Source organism: Streptomyces sp. NBC_00258 (genome assembly GCF_036182465.1).
GTDB lineage: Bacteria > Actinomycetota > Actinomycetes > Streptomycetales > Streptomycetaceae > Streptomyces.
The window spans coordinates 2737125-2755715 of sequence record NZ_CP108081.1 but is presented as its reverse complement, the minus strand read 5'-3'; the positions used below and the strand labels follow the sequence as shown (position 1 = coordinate 2755715).

The window sequence follows — 18591 nt, the reverse complement described above, 5'->3', positions numbered from 1 at the left end:
GGCACGCCCCGCGCGGCGTACCACTCCGCTCGTCTCCGAAGGCCGGACCCTGTGATCCCCGGGGTCCGGCCTTCGGTGTTTCGGTTCTGTGGCATGGCCGGGAGATGGGTCGACAGGGGCGCGCAAGCCGCGACACAGTGATCTCCACAAGCGCTTTCTATGCGCCTTCACGCCATGGAGATCCTCATGACGACCACACGCAGAGCGTTCGGAGCCCTGGCCGCCGGTGCCGCACTCACGGCGCTCGTCCCCGGGCAGACCGCGGGTGCGGCGGTGCGCCTCCGTCCGGGGCGCATCGTCGCCCGCGATGACTTCCGCCACGGCCTCGGCCAGTGGGCGACAGAGCTGCAGGACGGCGGCAGCGTCACCGCGACCCGGGGCGTCCTGGAGATAGACGTGCCGAGCGGCGCGACCGTGTGGTTCAAGCGAAAGCTCCAAGGGCCCTACGTCCTGGAGTACACCGCCACGCCGGTCTCGGCGGGCGGTGCCAACGACCGGGTGTCGGACCTCAACAACTTCTGGAACGCCACGGACGTCCGCTCCCCGGAGAACCTCTTCGCCACGCACCGCGGCGGAGCCCTCGACGAGTACGACCACCTCACGACGTACTACGCCGGATACGGCGCCAACACCAACACCACGACCCGGCTGCGCCGTTACGTCGGTGAGGCGGGCGTGCGGCCGCTGGTCTTCGACTACACGGAACCCCTGCTCACGGCGAACGAACCCAACCGGGTCCGGATCGTCTCGAACGGCTCGACGGTCCAGTGGTGGAACAACGGACGGCTCATCTTCGACTATGTGGACCAAGACCCTTACACGAGCGGGCACTTCGCGTTCCGGACCGTGTGGAGCCACTTCGGGATCACGGACTTCCGGGTGCGGGAGCTGCGACAACGTCCCTGATCGAGCCCCTTATTCCGGGATTGACCAACACTTGACGAGTGGCTTATCTCACCGCGCGTCAACCCCTTCCTACGGTCGCGTAGCTCACACCCGAGGGTGAATCATGACCCGACGTGGCAGACGATTCGAAGAATGACAACAGATCAGTGATCGGGTCGTACGTGGCGGTGGGGGACAGCTTCACCGAGGGCGTCGGCGACCTTGGCCCGGACGGGGCGTTCGTCGGGTGGGCCGACCGGTTCGCGGTGCTTCTCGCGGACCGCCGGCCCGAGGGCGACTTCGACTACACCAACCTCGCCGTCCGCGGGAAACTCCTCGACCAGATCGTCGAGGACCAGTTGACACGCGCGAAGGAGCTCGCGCCGGACCTGGTCTCCCTCTGCGCGGGCGGCAACGACATCATCCGGCCGGGCACCGACCCCGACGAGGTCGCGGAGCGCTTCGAACGCGCCGTCGCGGACCTCACGTCGGCCGTCGGCACGGTCCTCGTGACCACCGGCTTCGACACCCGTGGCGTACCCGTGCTCAAGCACATGCGCGGCAAGATCGCCACGTACAACCTCCATATCAGGTCCATCGCCGACCGCTACGGCTGTCCCGTGCTCGACCTGTGGTCCCTCAAGACCATCCAGGACCGGCGGGCCTGGGACGGCGACCGGCTCCATCTGTCGCCCGAGGGACACACGCGGGTCGCCCTGCGCGCCGGCCAGGTCCTCGGCCTGGAGGTGCCCGCGGACCCCGACCAGCCGTGGCCGCCGCTGCCCCCGCGCGGCACGCTCGAAATGCGGCGCGACAACATCCACTGGGCGCGCGAGTACCTGGTGCCGTGGATCGGGCGTCGACTGCGTGGGGAGTCCTCCGGGGACCGCGTGGTGGCGAAGGGGAGCCTGTCGCCCGACGCCATCAAGATGCGGATCGAGCCGGTGGCTTGAAGGTCCGAGGGCCTGACGGTCTCCGGAAGAGCCAGTGCTCGACCGGTGGCCCGACGTCCACAGCGGAAGGGCGGGGCTTCTTCGGCCGGTGAGGTCGAGGAGGCCCCGCTCTTCTTTGGCCCGTTGTGTTGTGAAGGCCCGCCGCCCTCGGTGGTGGCGTCAACGAGGCCTGGATGTCTCTCACCCGCGAATCAGCAGGTGTGTCGGTACGCCGTCTCAGGTGCCCGGAGTCGTCAGGGCCTTGCGTTCCAGGCCCAGTTCCCGGGCCAGGGCCTCGTCCACCCACTCCTGGGTGCGGGCGCGTGACACCGCGCCGGGGTACGCCGTCATCTGGACGGCGAGCCCGTCCAGCAGGGCGGTGAGGCGCAGCGCCGTACTCGTGGGGTCCGGGCAGCGGAACTCGCCCGCGGCCACGCCCTCCGCGATGACCTCGGTGATCGCGGCCTTCCACTGCCGGTCGAGGTCGCGCGTGACGTCCCGCAGCGCGGGCTCGCGCAGCGCCACCGCCCAGCCCTCGATCCACAGCCGCCAGCCCTTGGCCTGCCCGGTCGGCGCGTACCAGCGGACCGCCGCCCGCAGCCGCCGCAGCGCGGTCGTCCGGCGGCCGAGGAGCTTGCGCAGATGGGCGAGGTCGTCCTCGGCCGCGTACGTGAACGCGGCGGCGACCAGCTTCTCCTTCGTCGAGAAGTGATAGAGCACCAGCGCGTTGCTCACCCCGAGCGCGGTCGCCACATCGGCGATCCGCACCGCGGACACGCCCCGCTCCTCGATCTGCTGGATGGCGGCGCGCAGCAGTTCCTCACGCCGCTCCGCCACGCTCAACCGCACTCTTGCCACCGGACAACCCTATTGCGTCGCCCCGGGGCGTGCCGGTGGAGGGTCGGTTACCGGCCGCGGCCGGGCCGTCACCGTTCCCGTCCGGCCGCACCGACGACGTCAGCGGTACCAGCCGAACCGCTCCGCGATCACCGGCAGCCGGTCCGCGACGATCGCGTGCGCGGCCGCCCGCGGTGTCGTCCCGTCGGCCTCCGCGCGCGCGAGCGTCTGGTCGATCAGGGCACGCATCGAGCGCCGCGTGTACGCGAACGCCTCGTCCGCGTCCGCCCCGATGTCGCCGAACAGTGTCCACCACCACCAGGCGTTGGTCCCGGAGTTGACCACCACGTCCGGCAGGACGGTGACACCGCGGCCGGCGAGCAACTGCTCCGCGCCCGGCAGGACGGGCATGTTGGCGGCCTCGACGATCCAACGGGCCGTGATCCGCCCCTGGTTGGTGGTGTCGATCGTGTACGAGACGGCCGCCGGCACCAGTACGTCGGCCTCGGCGGACAGCCAGGCGTCGCCGGGCAGTTCGCGGTCGCCCGGACGCAGCACCGCGCGGTCGATCGTTCCGTACGTGTCCCGGGCGGCGAGCAGCGCGTCGACGTCGAGCCCCCCGGGGTTCGCGATCGTGCCCTTCACGTCGGCGACGGCCACGATCCTGAGCCCCGCGCGCGTGAGGAAGCGGGCCGTGGCCCCGCCCATCGTGCCCAGACCCTGCACGGCGACCCGGGTCCCCTCGTACGCGACCCCGGCACGGTCCAGCGCCGCGAGGACCGACTCGGCCACCCCGCAGCCGCCGACCAGCTCGTCGAGCCCGATGCCGTCCACCTCGACCGCGAACGCGTCCGCCAGCCGCCGCCGGGCCGCCGCCTCGTCGTCGAGCAGCGGATACACGGCCTGGATCGACGACACGAGCCCCGCCTCCACCGCGGCCCGGTCGACGAGGTCCTGGGTCAGACCGAGATCCTCCCCGGTGGTCCAGAGGCTCTCGATGTACGGGCGCATGGCACGCAGATACCGCACGAGCAGGCCGTACGCCTCCGGGGCCTGGGGATCGCAGTCGATGCCGCCCTTCGCGCCGCCCAGCGGGACATAACGGCCCTCGGGGTTGTAGTGCAGGGCCTCCTTCATGGTCATCCCTCGGGCGAGCCCGGCGACCTCCTCCAGCGTGCAGCCCGCCCGCATGCGCAGACCGCCGCTGGAGACACCGCGTACCAGCCGGTCCACGACCAGATGCCCCTGGCGGCCGGTGACGTGGTCGGTCCAGGTGAGCGTCATCAACGGGCTGCTGTCCTGGGCGGTCATGGGGCTCCTCGGGAACGGGGGTCTGGGAAACAGGGAAAGCAGGGAAACGGGGGAACAAGGTGACAGGTTCGGAGCGTTTGACGTGCGTGAGGCCGGGTGGGCAACGCGTCCCGGCGCTGTACCGGCTCGCCTTTACTGAATGGTCGGTCAGTATCGAAAGTGCTGCATGTATCTGTCAACACACTGAATGGATCTTCAGTAGAACGTGATGTCGTACTCGATGGATCCCGCCATGGCCCGCGCGGAAACCGCCCTGCCATACGCCCGACCCGGCGCTGTCAGAGGCGGCGACCATAATGGAAAGTCAGACCGACTCCACCTGGAGGTGCCGTGACCGGTTCCCGTTCTCTGAGCTCCGGGCTCCGTGCGCTGCGGCCCGCCGCGTTCGGCGCGGATCCGAGCGGTGAGCGCATGGAGCGCATCCGCAGATCGCCGAACTACGCGGACGGCGTCTTCCGGAATCCCGAGGGCGCGCCCCGGCCCGACGGCGCCATGCTCGAGTTCGCGCGGTCCTTCTTCCGCAAGGAGGAGCGTGTCCGCCGCGCCCCGGCGGGCACGGTGCCGGTGCATGCCACGACCCTCGCGGACCTGGCCCGGCCGCCGGCCGAGGGGCTGCGGCTGACCTGGATGGGGCACTCCAGCGTGCTCGCCGAGATCGACGGGCACCGGGTGCTCTTCGACCCCGTCTGGGGCGAGCGCTGCTCCCCGTTCGCCTTCGCCGGTCCGAAGCGGCTGCACCCCGTGCCCCTGCCGCTGGAGGCGCTCGGCCCGGTGGACGTGGTCGTCATCTCGCACGACCACTACGACCACCTTGACCTGCCCACGATCAAGGCCCTGGCCGGTACGGACACGGTGTTCGCGGTGCCGCTCGGCGTCGGCGCCCACCTGGAGCACTGGGGCGTCTCCGCGGACAGGCTGCGCGAGCTCGACTGGCACGAGACGACGAAGGTCGGCGGAATCTCCCTCACCGCCACGCCCGCCCGCCACTTCTGCGGCCGCGGCCTGCGCAACACGCAGCACACCCTCTGGGCGTCCTGGGCGGTGGCCGGGGACGAGCACCGGATCTACCACAGCGGCGACACGGGGTACTTCGCCGGTTTCGCGGACATCGGCGCCGAGCACGGCCCCTTCGACGCCACGATGATCCAGATCGGCGCGTACAGCGAGTTCTGGCCCGACATCCACATGACACCCGAGGAGGGCATGCGGGCCCATCTGGACCTCCAGGGCGGTCGGCCGACTGGCGTGATGATGCCGATCCACTGGGCGACCTTCAATCTCGCGGCGCACCCCTGGGCGGAGCCCGGCGAGGGTACCGTCACCGCGGCCCGTGCGGTCGGCGCCCGGGTCGCGCTGCCCCGGCCCGGTGAGCCCTTCGAGCCGACCGCGGAGACCGTTCCGTCCGAGCCCTGGTGGCGTGGTGTGGCCGTCACCCCGGAAGGCGGCTGGCCCTCCGCCGCGGAGACGGTCCCTGACACACCGCGTGACACGAAAGAGGACACCGGAGACCCGGAATCCGTGCCCGCGGGGTGACGTAGAAGCGCGCGAACGGCATTCGAAGGCAATCGGCGAGGGCCGAGGAGCATCCTGCTCCTCGGCCCTCGCCGATTTTTGCTGACCGCTTCTGACCAGGTCTGATCGGTTCACTGGCGCACGGGAACGGGCGTGCGAGGGGTTTATCGGCCTGTCGTACGAACCCTCATACCAGAGCGGGACGCAGGCCGCCGGACTTTGTCAACTGCGCATCGCACATGATGCGGTGGCGACTACTGTGAGTGGCCGCTGAGCGACACAGGGCCGAATTCTTCGGCTCTCTCGACCGGCGCGGCGATGGCGCGTGTCCCAGTCGGCGCATGCCTCGGTCGCAGCACCCGCGGGAGCCCCCACAGCCCCGACACACCAGTACGAGGACGTCGATGTCTCACCTTCGCGCACCGGCCGCACGCGCAGACCGCCGCGAGGGCGGGCGGCACGGGCGACCGGTCGCCCGCACCGCCCCCACGCTGCCCGAGACCCATATACGGCCCCAGCTCCTCCGCCTCGCGGTCCTGCCGCCCATCGCGGTGGCCCTCAGCGCCAGCGCCGCCGTGCTCTTCATCGTCCGCACGACCGCCGCACGGCCCGGCCCCACCCTGTGGATCGTGCTCGGTGGAGCGGTCGCGGTCGCCCTCGCGGGCATCGTGATCGCCACCGTGGCCGCCGACCGCGTCGCGAGGTCCGTACACGAGCGCGTCGGTACTCTGCGCCGCACCAGCGCCCGCGGGCAGGCCGATCTGCGTGCCCTCGTCGAGACGCTGCGCCGGGGCGACGGGCCGCCCGAGCCTCGCCAGCGCAGCCGGCCCGCCTCGGACGCCGACGAGTTCGACCTGCTCGAGGACGACCTGGCGCGCGCCCACGACGGCGCCGTGAACGCCGTCGTCCAGGCCGCCCAGCTCTCCAGTCAGGCGGGCAGCGAGCAGAAGGTCGAGGTCTTCGTCAATCTGGCACGGCGCCTGCAGTCCCTGGTGCACCGCGAGATCTCGATCCTCGACGAGCTGGAGAACGAGATCGAGGACCCGGACCTGCTCAAGGGTCTGTTCCACGTCGACCATCTCGCCACCCGGATCCGGAGGCACGCCGAGAACCTCGCCGTGCTCGGCGGGGCCGTGTCGCGCCGGCAGTGGAGCAACCCGGTCTCCATGACCGAGGTGCTGCGCTCCGCGATCGCCGAGGTGGAGCAGTACTCGCGGGTCAAGCTCGTCCCGCCGATCGACGGCACCGTGCGCGGGCACGCCGTCGCCGACGTGATCCATCTGCTGGCCGAACTCGTCGAGAACGCCACGGTGTTCTCTGCGCCGCACACCCAAGTGCTGCTGCGGGCCAACGTGGTCACGTCCGGGCTCGCCGTCGAGGTCGAGGACCGCGGGCTCGGGATGCCGCTGGCCGAGCAGCACAAGATGAACGCGTTGCTCGCCGATCCGGATCAGGTCAACGTCGCGAGTCTGCTGCAGGACGGCCGCATCGGGCTGTTCGTGGTCTCGCAGCTCGCGCGTCGGCACGGGATCGTGGTGCGGCTGCAGACCAATATCTACGGTGGCGTGCAGGCCGTACTGGTCGTGCCGCAGGCGTTGCTGGGCGCGGAGGGGGACCAGTCGGCCGGGGGCGGGGCCGATGCCGTGGCCCGTTCCGGGGTCGGGTCTGGGGTTGGGGTTGGTTCCGGGGTCGGGTCTCCGCGGGAGGTCACGGCAGGAGGTGCCGGAGCCGGTGCGAGGGCCGGGGCGCTGGGGCAAGGTGCTTCCGGGCGTGAGGGGGCGGCCGGCCGTGGTGATCCCGGACATGGTGGTCCCGGACATGGTGGTCAGGCACATGCCCCTTCGGCGCCTGCCGCTTCGGTACAAGGTGCCTCGGTGTCCGGGGCTCCGGCACATGTTGCTCCGGTACATGGGACTGCGGCACATAGCCCTTCGACACACGGCTCTTCGACACATGGGGCCACGGTTTCTCATGGCATGTCGGCACAGGAGCCGCCGCTGAGGAACACGCCTCGCCACGGCACGCCAGGGCAGGACGCGCCGGCCCATGGCACGCCACCACATGGCACGCCCGCACATGGGAGCGCGGGACAGGGGACACCGGCTCACGGGACACCTGCCTATGGGACTCCCGCTCATGGGACTCCCGTCCATGGGGCACCTGACCACGGGAATCCGGTTCACGGGACTCCCGCCCACGGGACGCCGATCCCCGTACCGGGCGTGGTTCCGGGCGCCTCCGTCGACGTACCGCGGGCGCCGTTCCACGAATCCGCGTCGTATCCGTCCCACGATGCCCACGGGGTGAGGACCGCCGTGCCGGCGCAGCCGCGGCGGGACAGCGCGCCGGGCGGTCTGTCGGTCGTGAACGATGGTGCTCCGACCCCGCTCCCGGTGCGCCGTGCCGAGACGCGGCCCAACCCGGCGGAGGCCGTGCCCGGTATTCGTCCGGGCGATCGCCGGTTCGTCACCGAGAACACGGTCACGCCCCCGACGCCGCGCGGCGGTGTGGTGCGCGGCACCATGAGCAAGCCCCAACTGCCCAGACGGCGGGCTCAGGAGCACCTCGTGCCCGAGCTGCGCGACGGACCCGCACCCCGGCCGGACTCCGACTTCCACGTCGGTCACGACCCCGGCCTGATGGCGGCTTTCCAGCGCGGTATCGGGCTCGCCGAGGCCCAGTTGAGGGACTCCGCCCACATGGGTGAAACGCCCATAGGCGAAGCGCACCCCGCGCACGAACCACCCGAGGCACACGCGGCGCACGAGAAGGCGCCCGCGCCAGGTCATGACCTCACCGCCCGGCACGACGGGAGCACACCAGCCGGATGAACCACGCCACCCCCACCCACACCTCCGCTCCCGCAGACCTTCGTACTTCAAGGAGTCGATCCCCCATGGCGAGCGATGTGCCGACCGGGCACGCATCCGATCTCGACTGGCTGATGAGCGGCCTGGTGCAGCGCGTACCGCACACCAGAAGCGCGGTACTGCTCTCCTGCGACGGCCTCGTGAAGTCGGTGCACGGGCTCGACCCCGACAGTGCCGACCACATGGCGGCCCTGGCCTCCGGGCTCTACTCCCTGGGCCGCAGCGCGGGCGTCCGTTTCGGTGACGGCGGTGACGTACGCCAGGTCGTCGTCGAACTGGACTCCACCCTGCTGTTCGTGTCCACCGCGGGCTCCGGTACGTGTCTCGCCGTGCTCGCAGGACGGGACGCAGACGCGGCCGTGCTCGGCTATGAGATGGCGATGCTGGTCAAGAGCGTCCGTCCGTACCTGATGACCGCGCCGAGGCAGCACACCGTCGAACCGTCGGCGATGAGGCCTTGAGCGTGACCTCGGCGGGCGACGGGCCCTGGCTCGATGATGCGGCCGGACGCCTTGTGCGCCCCTACCAGGTCAGCAACGGCCGGACCCGGCCGAGCACCGCGCTCGATCTTCTGTCGCAGGTGATGGCCACCGGCGTCACCCCTCTCGGCTACCTCGGCCCCGAGCACGCCCAGGCACTCGAACTGTGCCGGGACCCCGTCTCGGTCGCCGAGGTCGCCGCGCATCTGAGACTGCCCGCCGCGGTGACCAAGGTGCTGCTGTCCGATCTCGTCGACTGCGGGGCGCTGTCCATGAAGCCCCCGACGTTCCACCACAACCCCACTGACCGGTCTCTTCTGGAGGCAGTGCTCGATGGACTACGACGACAGCTCTGACCCCTTTCCCACCGCCTTGAAGATCCTGGTGGCGGGAGGGTTCGGAGTAGGAAAGACCACCTTCGTCGGCGCGGTGAGCGAGATCGCGCCGCTCAGCACGGAGGAACTGCTGACGACGGTCAGCGCCGCGACCGACAATCTCGACGGCATCGAGAACAAGGTCGAGACGACCGTCGCGATGGACTTCGGCCGCATCACCCTCGATCCGGAACACGTGCTGTACCTGTTCGGCACGCCCGGACAGGAGCGGTTCTGGTTCATGTGGGACGAGCTCTCCGAAGGCGCGCTCGGCGCGGTCATCCTCGCCGACACCCGCCGTCTGGAGGACTGCTTCGCCGCCGTCGACTTCTTCGAACAGCGCGGCCTGGGATTCATCGTCGCCGTCAACGAGTTCGACGGAGGCTTCCGCTACGACCCGGAGGAGGTGCGGGCGGCCATCGACCTGGACCCGGAGGTGCCCGTCGTGCGCTGCGACGCCCGGATCTCCAGCTCGGGAGTGCAGACCCTGCTCACCCTCGTCCGCCATCTCCTCGCCCACGCCCCCTCGCACGCCCCCAGCCACGGAGCCCACACATGACGTACGACCCGCCACGCCCGGCCGGTCGGCTGCTGCTCACCCCCGAGGACAAGGAGGCCCCCGCCAGAACACGTCGGCTGCGGGTGCTCGGTCTGGGGCAGCACACGGAGCCGGCCCTCGACGCGTTCGCGGACCGGCTCGCCGAGCTCGCCGGGGCGCCGTACGCGATGGTCAACTTCATCGACGAGGAGCGGCAGTTCTTCGCGGGCCTGCACACTCCCGACGGCACCGTCCCGCCCGAGCCGTCGGCCGACGCCCGTACGGATCACACGGGCGCCGCGAAACCGAGGATCGGGCGCTATATGGCCCGGGACCATGGCTTCTGCCCACATGTGGTCGTCCGCCACAAGGCGCTGGTCCTGGAGGACGTCCGCGACTATCCCCGCTTCGCCGGCAACCCGGTCGTCGACGAGTTCGGCATCCACTCCTACCTCGGCGCCCCGCTCATCGACCGCACCGGCATCGTGCTCGGCACGGTGTGCGTCGCCGACGTCGAGCCCCGGCCGTGGGGGCGGGCGGGGCTCGACACCATCAAGTCGATGGCGGCGGAGCTGGTCGGGCGGATCGAGCTGCGGGAAGGCGGGTTCTGACCCGCGGCCTTCGCCTCCACATGGAGACGATGCCCCTCTCACACGGAGTCCGATGCACGTCGTTCATGTGCTTCATACGGAGACGGTGTCCCCTTCGGGGAACGTGATGCGGACCTCCTGTCCCTCGACCTCGCAGGACACCGACTCCCGTAGCGCCTGGGGGTGCACGGAGTCCCGCGTCAGCGCGAGCAGCGTGACGTACACGCCGGAGCCGCCCGGACGACCCGCCGCGCACCGCAGGTACGGCGTCGCGGAGTGCGGGCCGAAGGCGTTGGCCTCGACCTCGCGCGCGATGCCCGTGTCCTCGTCCCAGCCGTGCAGCGCGACAACGACACTGGTCAGCCCGTTGTCCGTCCGGGCCAGTGCCCAGCCGTGGCCCCGCTCGGCGGTGGGCCGGGTTTCGGAGGCGACCGCGTAGCCGCCCTCCCGGACGGTCAGGCCGGTCGGCGCGAGCACCCGGTGCACGCGTATCTCCCAGGGACCGCGCAGCACGCTCGTCGTCTCGATCGGGAACTCCTCCTCGCTCCCGGGCAGTTGGGCGCTGTAGCGGGAGGCGGCCGTCCGCCCGGAGCAGTGCAGCGGGACGATGGTGCGCCGGCGTGACGCGGTGCCGTCCGGGGTGACCAGCGCGATGTGCCCGTCCACGGTCCGCTCCCAGGCGTGGGGAGCCGCCTCGGGCGCGGTCGCCGTCGAGTAGCCGAACTTCGCGTGGTGCGGATCGTCCTCGGCGGGCCCGGACGGGGAGTTGTGGTCGCTGCCGTGGTTGACCAGGCGGACGATGCCGTCGTGTTTCGTGCCGTGCAACAGCCAGCCGGGGGCCGGGAGCGCGGTGTACTGGTCCGACTCCTCGACGGGCAGCGGCAGTTCGCGTGCCGTCCACACCGGGTGCTCCGGAGACAGCAGCAGCCCTAGGAAACCCATGCTCGCCCAGTACGGGGACGCGGGTCCCGAGTACGGCCGGGTCATCGGCAGGAACGTTTCGTACCAGCCGAGCGGCAGCAGCCCGCGCTCGTCGGGCACCCCCCGCTCCACGAAGTGCCGCACCGTGCCGGACGCCAGCCGTCGGGTGAGGCCCGGCTCCAGCGGCGTACAGCCGGCGAGGGCGCCCATCCATGCCGGAGCGGCGGTGGCGAAACGGTACGTCAGGGAGCGGCCGTGGTGCACGGGGGCACCGTCCGCGCCGAAGAACCGCGGGTAGTCGGCGAGGAATCGGGCGAGCCGCTCCCGGTAGACGTGGCCGCGGCCGCCGCCGTCGCCGCCGGTCATCCGGCACCACAGCAGCGGGTACAGGTGCATGGTCCAGCCGTTGTGGTAGTCGAAGATCCGGCCGTCGCCGTCGCTGTACCAGCCGTCGCCGGCGTACCAGTCGTCGAGGCGGTCGAGTCCGGCGTCGATGTCGTCCTGGCGGTGGGGCGCGCCGACCGAGGCCAGGAACTGCTCGGCCACCACCTGGTAGAGCCGCCAGTGGTTGTCCCAGGTGCGGCGGCCCACGAAACCCCACAGCCAGTCCACGACCCGCTCCTGGGCCTCGGTGTGCAACCGGTCCCAGATCCAGGGGCGGGTCTCGTGCAGCGCCACGGCGATCGAGGCGGCCTCCGCCATCTGCTGGGAGCAGTCGGTGAGTTCGGGCCAGGCCTCGCCGCTGTCGCGGTCGGTGCCCGCTGTCAGACCCCGCGCGTAGCGTTCCATGAGACGGGGATCGACGTCGCCCCGCGCCCCGGCGATCCGGAAGGAGGCCAGCAGGAATGACCGCGCGAACCCTTCGAGGCCGTCCGACACGACCCCCGACCACGAGGTCCGCCCGGGCAGCCGGTACTGCGCGAGGCCCGGCGTCGCGTACGGGACCAGGGCTTCGAGCTGCCGGTCGGCGAGCGCCTCCCAGTGTGCCCGCGTCCAGCCGGTGTGCGGCGACAGGACGTGGTCGATGGGCGGCAGGGACACATGCGGTGCGGGCATGGCAGGTTTCCGACTCCTCTGTTCCCGGGCGGGATTCCGGGTTCCGAAGAGGGATACGGCTGGTGGGGGCCGACAGATCAATCGTGCCGTGTGCGTATGCCAAGCGTCCTGTGCGCACAGCGTGAGAGCTGTTGCCCCACGGGCGGCCCTGTTCGTATGTGCGGCCCCCGTGCGCCCTCGCGGAAGGCGTCGCCCGATGGGAGGTTGACCCCGGCACAGGTGGTCCCGGCCTCCTCGGACGAACACGGCCGGACCGCCCGCGGCCGGACCCGACTCCTCGTCACCGAACGGGAAGGCACCTCATGACCGACCTGCGTCTCGGCGCCCTCGGCTTCGGCCTGCGCGGTTCGCTCGCGCGCATCGCCCACCGGCCCGGCCGGGGCTCGCGCGTGACCGTCGTCGCCGAACACGACCCGGCACTGCGGGACCGCGCCGCCGACCGCATCCCCGGCGTCCGGACCGTCGAGGACCACCGCAAGGTCATCGACGACCCGGACGTCGACGCCGTGCTCGTCCTCACCCCGGACCACACCCATGCCGACATCGCCTGCGAGGCCCTGCGCGCGGGCAAGCCCGTCTTCGTCGAGAAGCCCCTGGACATCACCATCGAGCGGTGCGACCTCATCCTGCGCACGGCCTTCGAGACCGGCACACGGCTGTATGTGGGCCACAACATGCGCCACATGCCGGTGATCCGGCTGATGCGCGACCTCATCCTTCGCGGCGACATAGGCACGGTCAAAACAGTGTGGGTACGCCACTTCGTCGGCTACGGAGGCGACTGGTACTTCAAGGACTGGCACGCCGAACGCCGGTGCACCACCGGCCTGTTGCTGCAGAAGGGCGCCCACGACCTCGACGTACTGCACTGGCTCGCGGGCGGATACACCCGGCGGGTACAGGCGTTCGGCGACCTGATGGTGTACGGCGGCAATCCGCACCGTCGTTCGCCGGGCGAGCCGAAGTCCGACGACTGGTACACGGAGGACGGCCACTGGCCGCCGCACACCCAGCGGGCGCTCAACCCCGTCATCGACGTCGAGGACGTGTCGATCGTCAACATGCGCCTGGACAACGGGGTGTTGGCCGCCTACCAGCAGTGCCACTTCACCCCCGACTACTGGCGCAACTACACCGTCATCGGCGACGCGGGCCGCCTGGAGAACTTCGGGGACGGGCCCGGGGGAGTGGTGAAGGTATGGAACGGCCGCCGCTCCGGGTACCGGGCCGAGGCCGACGCCGAGTACCCGGTGCCCGACGTGGAGCAGGACGCCGAGCACGGGGGCGCGGACCCGCTGCTGATCGAGGAGTTCCTGCGGTTCGCACGCGAGGGAGGGCGCACCGACACGTCTCCGATGGCCGCGCGCATGGCGGTTGCGGCGGGATTCCGGGCCACCGAGTCACTGCGCGGGGGCGGCGTTCCGTACGAGGTGCCGATGCTGGACGCGGAACTGATCGCGTACTTCGAGAGGGGGCAGACACGCTGACGGGGGGGGCGGGGTGATGCGAGGAAGCGGACGCGTCGAGGGGGCGGGGCCGGGCGAGAGGCCAGACACGTTCGCGGGTCCGAGGGACGCGTGGGAGGGAAGCGGATTCGGGAGAGGGGAGCGAGGCGTGAAGGAAAGCTGCGGCGGAGCTTAAGAAAACCTCGATGGACCGCAGCGCCCGCGTACGGCAGATTTCTCCGCGTCGGCAGTGGAGCGCCGCAGCCGCTGAGAGGCGCTCCCGCATGGGCCCACCCGCCATGCCCCCTGCCGTGACGCCACCCCTCACTCCGGGCCAGGGTCTGCCTTGGCATGCCCCGGCCCGGAACCCTCGTACACGGGAGCCGTGTTGAAGGCGCTGGTCAAGGAGAAGGCTGAGCCGGGACTCCGGCTCATGGACGTACCGGAGCCGGTCGTCGGACCCGGTGACGTGCTGATCAAGGTCCTCAGGACCGGTATCTGCGGCACCGACCTGCACATCCGCAGCTGGGACGGCTGGGCACAGCAGTCGATCAGGACCCCGCTCGTGGTCGGCCACGAGTTCGTGGGCGAGGTCGTCGAGACGGGCGCCGGCGTCGGCGACATCTCCGTGGGCGACCGGGTCAGCGGCGAGGGCCACCTCGTGTGCGGCAAGTGCCGCAACTGCCAGGCCGGGCGGCGCCATCTGTGCCGCGCCACGGTGGGGCTCGGCGTCGGCCGCGACGGCGCGTTCGCCGAGTATGTCGCGCTGCCCGCGTCCAACGTGTGGGTGCACCGCGTCCCCGTCGACCTCGACGTCGCCGCGATCTTCGACCCCTTCGGCAACGCCGTGCACACCGCGCTGTCGTTCCCGCTGGTCGGAGAGGACGTACTGATCACCGGCGCGGGGCCCATCGGCCTGATGGCCGCCGCCGTCGCCAAGCACGCCGGGGCCCGGCACGTCGTGGTCACCGACGTCAGCGAGGAGCGTCTGGAGCTCGCCCGCAAGATCGGCGTCAGCCTCGCGCTGAACGTCGCCGAGTCGACCATCACCGACGGACAGCGCACGCTCGGCCTGCGCGAGGGCTTCGACGTCGGCCTGGAGATGTCCGGCAACCCCGTCGCGATGCGCGACATGCTCGCCAACATGACGCACGGCGGAAAGATCGCCATGCTCGGACTGCCGTCCGAGGAGTTCGCCGTCGACTGGTCCCGGATCGTCACCTCCATGATCACGATCAAGGGCATCTACGGCCGCGAGATGTTCGAGACCTGGTACGCGATGTCGGTCCTCCTCGAAGGCGGCCTCGACCTCGCCCCCGTGATCACCGGCCGCTACGGCTACCGCGACTACGAGGCGGCGTTCGCCGACGCGGCGAGCGGCCGCGGCGGCAAGGTCATCCTCGACTGGACCCACTAAGGACTGATGATGTTCGACTCCGTACGCGATGACCTCCGCACCACCCTCGACGAGATCCGCGCCGCAGGCCTGCACAAGCCCGAGCGCGTCATCGGCAGCCCGCAGTCCGCGACCGTGAACGTCACCGCGGGCGGCCGCCCCGGAGAGGTCCTCAACTTCTGCGCGAACAACTACCTCGGTCTCGCCGACCACCCCGAGGTGATCGCCGCCGCCCACGAGGCCCTCGACCGCTGGGGCTACGGAATGGCGTCCGTGCGCTTCATCTGCGGTACGCAGGAGGTGCACAAGGAGCTGGAACAGCGCCTCTCCGCCTTCCTCGGCCAGGAGGACACGATCCTCTACTCCTCCTGCTTCGACGCCAACGGCGGAGTCTTCGAAACCCTCCTCGGCGAGGAGGACGCGGTGATCTCCGACGCCCTCAACCACGCGTCGATCATCGACGGCATCCGCCTCTCGAAGGCCCGCCGCCTCCGCTACGCCAACCGCGATCTCGCGGACCTGGAACAGCAGTTGAAGGAGGCCGCGGGCGCCCGCCGCAGGCTGATCGTCACCGACGGCGTCTTCTCCATGGACGGGTACGTGGCCCCGCTGCGCGAGATCTGCGACCTCGCCGACCGTTACGACGCGATGGTCATGGTCGACGACTCGCACGCCGTCGGCTTCGTCGGCCCGGGCGGCCGCGGCACCCCCGAGCTGCACGGTGTCATGGACCGCGTCGACATCATCACCGGCACCCTCGGCAAGGCACTCGGCGGCGCGTCCGGCGGGTACGTCGCCGCCCGCGCCGAGATCGTCGCCCTGCTGCGCCAGCGCTCGCGCCCGTACCTCTTCTCGAACACCCTGGCCCCGGTGATCGCCGCCGCCTCGCTCAAGGTCCTCGACCTGCTGGAGTCGGCGGGCGACCTGCGCGAGCAGCTCGCCGCGAACACCGCGCTGTTCCGCTCCCGGATGACCGAGGAGGGCTTCGACATCCTCCCCGGCGACCACGCCATCGCCCCGGTCATGATCGGCGACGCGGCCGTCGCCGGACGCATGGCGGAGCTGCTCCTCGACCGCGGGGTGTACGTGATCGGCTTCTCGTACCCGGTGGTCCCGCAGGGCCGCGCCCGCATCCGCGTACAGCTGTCCGCCGCGCACTCGACGGAGGACGTGAACCGCGCTGTGGACGCCTTCGTCGCGGCGAGGGCGGAGCTGGAGGCGGAGGCGAAGGCCTGAGCGCGGAGGAACGGGGCCGGGTGCCCGGCCCCGCGGATGGGCTGAGGACCGGAGCAGCAGAGTGAGCGCGAACCTCTGAGAGAATCGGTCACATGATCGAAGCGCGGCGGCTCCACATCCTCCGTGCGGTGGCGGACCATCGCACGGTGACGGCCGCCGCCGCCGCGCTCTACCTCACGCCCTCCGCCGTCTCGCAACAGCTCACCGCCCTTGAGCAGGAGACCGGCCACCGCCTGGTGGAGCGCAACGCCAGGGGCGTACGCCTGACTCCGGCCGGCGAGATCCTGCTCGGCCACACCAACGCGGTCCTCGCCCAGCTGGAGAAGGCCGAGGCGGAGCTCGCCGCGTACGACTCGGGTTCGGCGGGCACGGTCACGGTCGCCTCCTTCGCGACCGGTATCGGCCTGGTCGTCGCGCCCGCCGTGGCCCGGCTCGCGCGGACCGCGCCCGGCATCCGTATCCGCGTCCAGGACGCCGAGGGCGACGCCAGCCTGCCGATGGTGCTCGACCGGCAGGTCGACGTGGCGGTCGCCGTCGAGTACCGGGGCGCCCCGGACGCCGACGACCCCCGCCTCGCGCACATCCCGCTGTACGCCGAGCCGTTCGACGCCGTGGTCCCGGTGACCCACCGCCTCGCCGACCGTACGGAGGTGCCGCTCGCCGAGCTGGCCAAGGACCCGTGGATCGGCCCGTACCCCGGAAACCCCTGCCACGACGTGGTGGTCCTGGCCTGTGAGCACGCGGGATTCCAGCCCCGTCTCGAACACTCCTCGGACGACTTCCGGGCGGTCGTCGCGCTCGCGTCGGCGGACGCGGGGGTCGCCCTGGTGCCGCGCTCTGCCCTGAGCGGCATGGATCTTGCGGGTGTGGTCGTACGCCCCGTCGACGGGGTCGCACCCACGCGCCGGGTCTTCGCCGCCGTGCGCCGGGGAGCCGAGGAGCATCCGCTGATCCGGCCGGTGCTGGAGGCGCTGGGCGAGGCCGCACCGGTGTGATGGCCGCCCACGGGTGGCGCGTTTCTTATATGGGATAGCATCCCGAATATGAGAAGTGATGGAGGCGCTGCCGCGGAGGCCGGCGGCCCGGACCCCGTCGATGCCCGACTCGGCGTGCGGCTGGCCGAGCTGCGGGCCGAACGAGGCTGGTCCCTGGGCGAGTTGGCCGAGCGCAGCGGGGTGAGCCGGTCGACCCTGTCCCGGGCCGAGCGCGCGGAGATCAGCCCGACGGCCTCGCTCCTGAACCGACTCTGCGGGGTCTACGGCCGCACCATGTCGCAGCTGCTCAGCGAGGTCGAGGCGGAGCCCGCCCTGCTGGTACGGGCCGTCGACCAGGCCGTTTGGGAGGACAGGGCGTCCGGTTTCGTACGCCGCTCCGTGTCCCCGCCGCATGCCGGGCTGCGCGGCGAACTCGTCGAGGGCCGGCTCGCGGCCGGTGCGGACATCGCGTACGACCGGCCGCCCGTAGCCGGCCTCGAACAGCACATCTGGGTGCTCGACGGGCGGCTGGAGGTCACGGCCCAGGACACCGGGCACCGGCTCGACGCGGGCGACTGCCTGCGGTTGCGGGTGTGGGGGCCGACTCGATTCCGGTGCACCGGCCCCGAGGACGCGCGCTATGTGCTGGCGGTGGTGCTGCCATGATCACCGTCGTACGGCTCACGGCCGACCAACTGCTCCGATCCGTCGACGAGTTGGCCGACCTGCTGACCGACACCGTCGACGGGGGAGCGTCGGTCGGATTCCTCGCCCCGCTCGACCGTGCGGCCGCCGTCGAGTGGTGGCGGGGGCGGGCGGACATGCTCGCGGAGGGCGGTCTCGCCGTGTGGGCCGCGTACACGCGGGGCCGGATCGTCGGCACCGTCAGCCTGGTCTTCCCGGACAAGCCCAACAGCAGTCATCGCGCCGAGGTGGCGAAGCTGATGGTGCACAGGGAGGGTCGCGGTAAAGGGCTCGGCCGCTCGCTGCTCGCGACGGCCGAACGCGCGGCCGCCGAGGCGGGCGTGACCCTGCTCAACCTCGACACCGAGACGGACAGCCCGGCCGAGTCCCTCTACCGGTCGGCGGGTTGGACCCGGGCGGGCGTCATACCCGACTACGCGCGGACGCCTGCCGGGGTGCTTCGTCCGACGACGATCCTCTACAAGTACGTGGTGGCGACCGAGGGTTCGGAGCCTGCTCCGAGTCGTTGACCGCCCCACTCGTGGGGGTTG

Annotated in this window: 17 protein-coding genes; 14 read left to right on the top strand and 3 right to left on the bottom strand. The window is 71.2% G+C overall.

Features of this window, described 5'->3' with window-relative positions:
* The first annotated feature begins 186 nt into the window (after positions 1-186).
* Both OG718_RS12510 and OG718_RS12505 read left to right on the top strand, forming a co-directional pair.
* The gene (locus tag OG718_RS12510; RefSeq protein WP_328844158.1) at positions 187-906 is read left to right on the top strand and encodes a DUF6250 domain-containing protein; all 720 of its coding nucleotides are present in this window, start codon (positions 187-189) and stop codon (positions 904-906) included.
* A 146-nt stretch (positions 907-1052) separates the two neighbouring features.
* A complete protein-coding gene (locus OG718_RS12505) occupies positions 1053-1838 on the top strand; it encodes an SGNH/GDSL hydrolase family protein (protein WP_143634349.1) in 786 nt (261 codons plus the stop codon).
* Between the two features lie 216 nt (positions 1839-2054).
* Here OG718_RS12505 and OG718_RS12500 read toward each other — a convergent pair whose 3' ends face one another.
* Together OG718_RS12500 and OG718_RS12495 are read right to left on the bottom strand one after the other, a co-directional pair.
* Positions 2055-2675 carry a TetR/AcrR family transcriptional regulator gene (locus OG718_RS12500; RefSeq protein ID WP_328844157.1) on the bottom strand — a complete coding sequence of 207 codons (621 nt, stop codon included), beginning with the start codon at positions 2673-2675 and terminating at the stop codon, positions 2055-2057.
* 99 nt (positions 2676-2774) lie between these two features.
* Entirely contained in the window at positions 2775-3965 is a 1191-nt protein-coding gene (locus OG718_RS12495) for a glutamate dehydrogenase (RefSeq protein WP_143634350.1), read from the bottom strand.
* Positions 3966-4295: 330 nt separating this feature from the next.
* Between OG718_RS12495 and OG718_RS12490 the strand changes: the two genes are divergently transcribed.
* The 6 genes from OG718_RS12490 to OG718_RS12465 all read left to right on the top strand — a co-directional run bounded on the left by OG718_RS12490 (position 4296) and on the right by OG718_RS12465 (position 10349).
* Positions 4296-5498 carry an MBL fold metallo-hydrolase gene (locus OG718_RS12490; protein WP_328844156.1) on the top strand — a complete coding sequence of 401 codons (1203 nt, stop codon included), beginning with the start codon at positions 4296-4298 and terminating at the stop codon, positions 5496-5498.
* 383 nt (positions 5499-5881) lie between these two features.
* Positions 5882-8308 (top strand): sensor histidine kinase, encoded by a 2427-nt coding sequence (locus OG718_RS12485; protein ID WP_328844155.1) that lies wholly within the window; start codon positions 5882-5884, stop codon positions 8306-8308.
* A 65-nt stretch (positions 8309-8373) separates the two neighbouring features.
* The gene (locus OG718_RS12480) at positions 8374-8808 is read left to right on the top strand and encodes a roadblock/LC7 domain-containing protein (RefSeq protein ID WP_143634356.1); all 435 of its coding nucleotides are present in this window, start codon (positions 8374-8376) and stop codon (positions 8806-8808) included.
* Between the two features lie 2 nt (positions 8809-8810).
* Positions 8811-9182 (top strand): DUF742 domain-containing protein, encoded by a 372-nt coding sequence (locus tag OG718_RS12475; RefSeq protein ID WP_143635063.1) that lies wholly within the window; start codon positions 8811-8813, stop codon positions 9180-9182.
* Positions 9160-9759 (top strand): GTP-binding protein, encoded by a 600-nt coding sequence (locus OG718_RS12470; protein WP_143634358.1) that lies wholly within the window; start codon positions 9160-9162, stop codon positions 9757-9759. Before OG718_RS12475 ends, OG718_RS12470 begins: the two co-directional genes overlap by 23 nt.
* On the top strand, positions 9756-10349 hold the full coding sequence (locus OG718_RS12465) for a GAF domain-containing protein (RefSeq protein WP_328844154.1): 594 nt from the start codon (positions 9756-9758) through the stop codon (positions 10347-10349). Before OG718_RS12470 ends, OG718_RS12465 begins: the two co-directional genes overlap by 4 nt.
* 72 nt (positions 10350-10421) lie before the next feature.
* Here the strand turns inward: OG718_RS12465 and OG718_RS12460 are convergent, their stop codons facing one another.
* Positions 10422-12305, bottom strand: a complete 1884-nt coding sequence (locus tag OG718_RS12460) for a DUF2264 domain-containing protein (RefSeq protein ID WP_328844153.1) — start codon at positions 12303-12305, stop codon at positions 10422-10424.
* 302 nt (positions 12306-12607) lie between these two features.
* Between OG718_RS12460 and OG718_RS12455 the strand changes: the two genes are divergently transcribed.
* The 6 genes from OG718_RS12455 (at position 12608) to OG718_RS12430 (ending at position 18570) form a co-directional block, all read left to right on the top strand.
* Entirely contained in the window at positions 12608-13792 is a 1185-nt protein-coding gene (locus OG718_RS12455; protein WP_328844152.1) for a Gfo/Idh/MocA family protein, read from the top strand.
* A gap of 346 nt (positions 13793-14138) precedes the next feature.
* A complete protein-coding gene (tdh, locus tag OG718_RS12450; RefSeq protein ID WP_143635065.1) occupies positions 14139-15167 on the top strand; it encodes an L-threonine 3-dehydrogenase in 1029 nt (342 codons plus the stop codon).
* Between the two features lie 9 nt (positions 15168-15176).
* Entirely contained in the window at positions 15177-16382 is a 1206-nt protein-coding gene (locus OG718_RS12445) for a glycine C-acetyltransferase (RefSeq protein ID WP_328847746.1), read from the top strand.
* 92 nt (positions 16383-16474) lie between these two features.
* The gene (locus OG718_RS12440; protein WP_143634364.1) at positions 16475-17377 is read left to right on the top strand and encodes a LysR family transcriptional regulator; all 903 of its coding nucleotides are present in this window, start codon (positions 16475-16477) and stop codon (positions 17375-17377) included.
* A 48-nt stretch (positions 17378-17425) separates the two neighbouring features.
* Positions 17426-18022, top strand: a complete 597-nt coding sequence (locus OG718_RS12435; RefSeq protein ID WP_328844151.1) for a helix-turn-helix domain-containing protein — start codon at positions 17426-17428, stop codon at positions 18020-18022.
* Positions 18019-18570 (top strand): GNAT family N-acetyltransferase, encoded by a 552-nt coding sequence (locus OG718_RS12430; RefSeq protein ID WP_328844150.1) that lies wholly within the window; start codon positions 18019-18021, stop codon positions 18568-18570. The genes OG718_RS12435 and OG718_RS12430 overlap by 4 nt, the downstream gene beginning before the upstream one ends.
* The last annotated feature ends 21 nt before the right edge of the window (positions 18571-18591 follow it).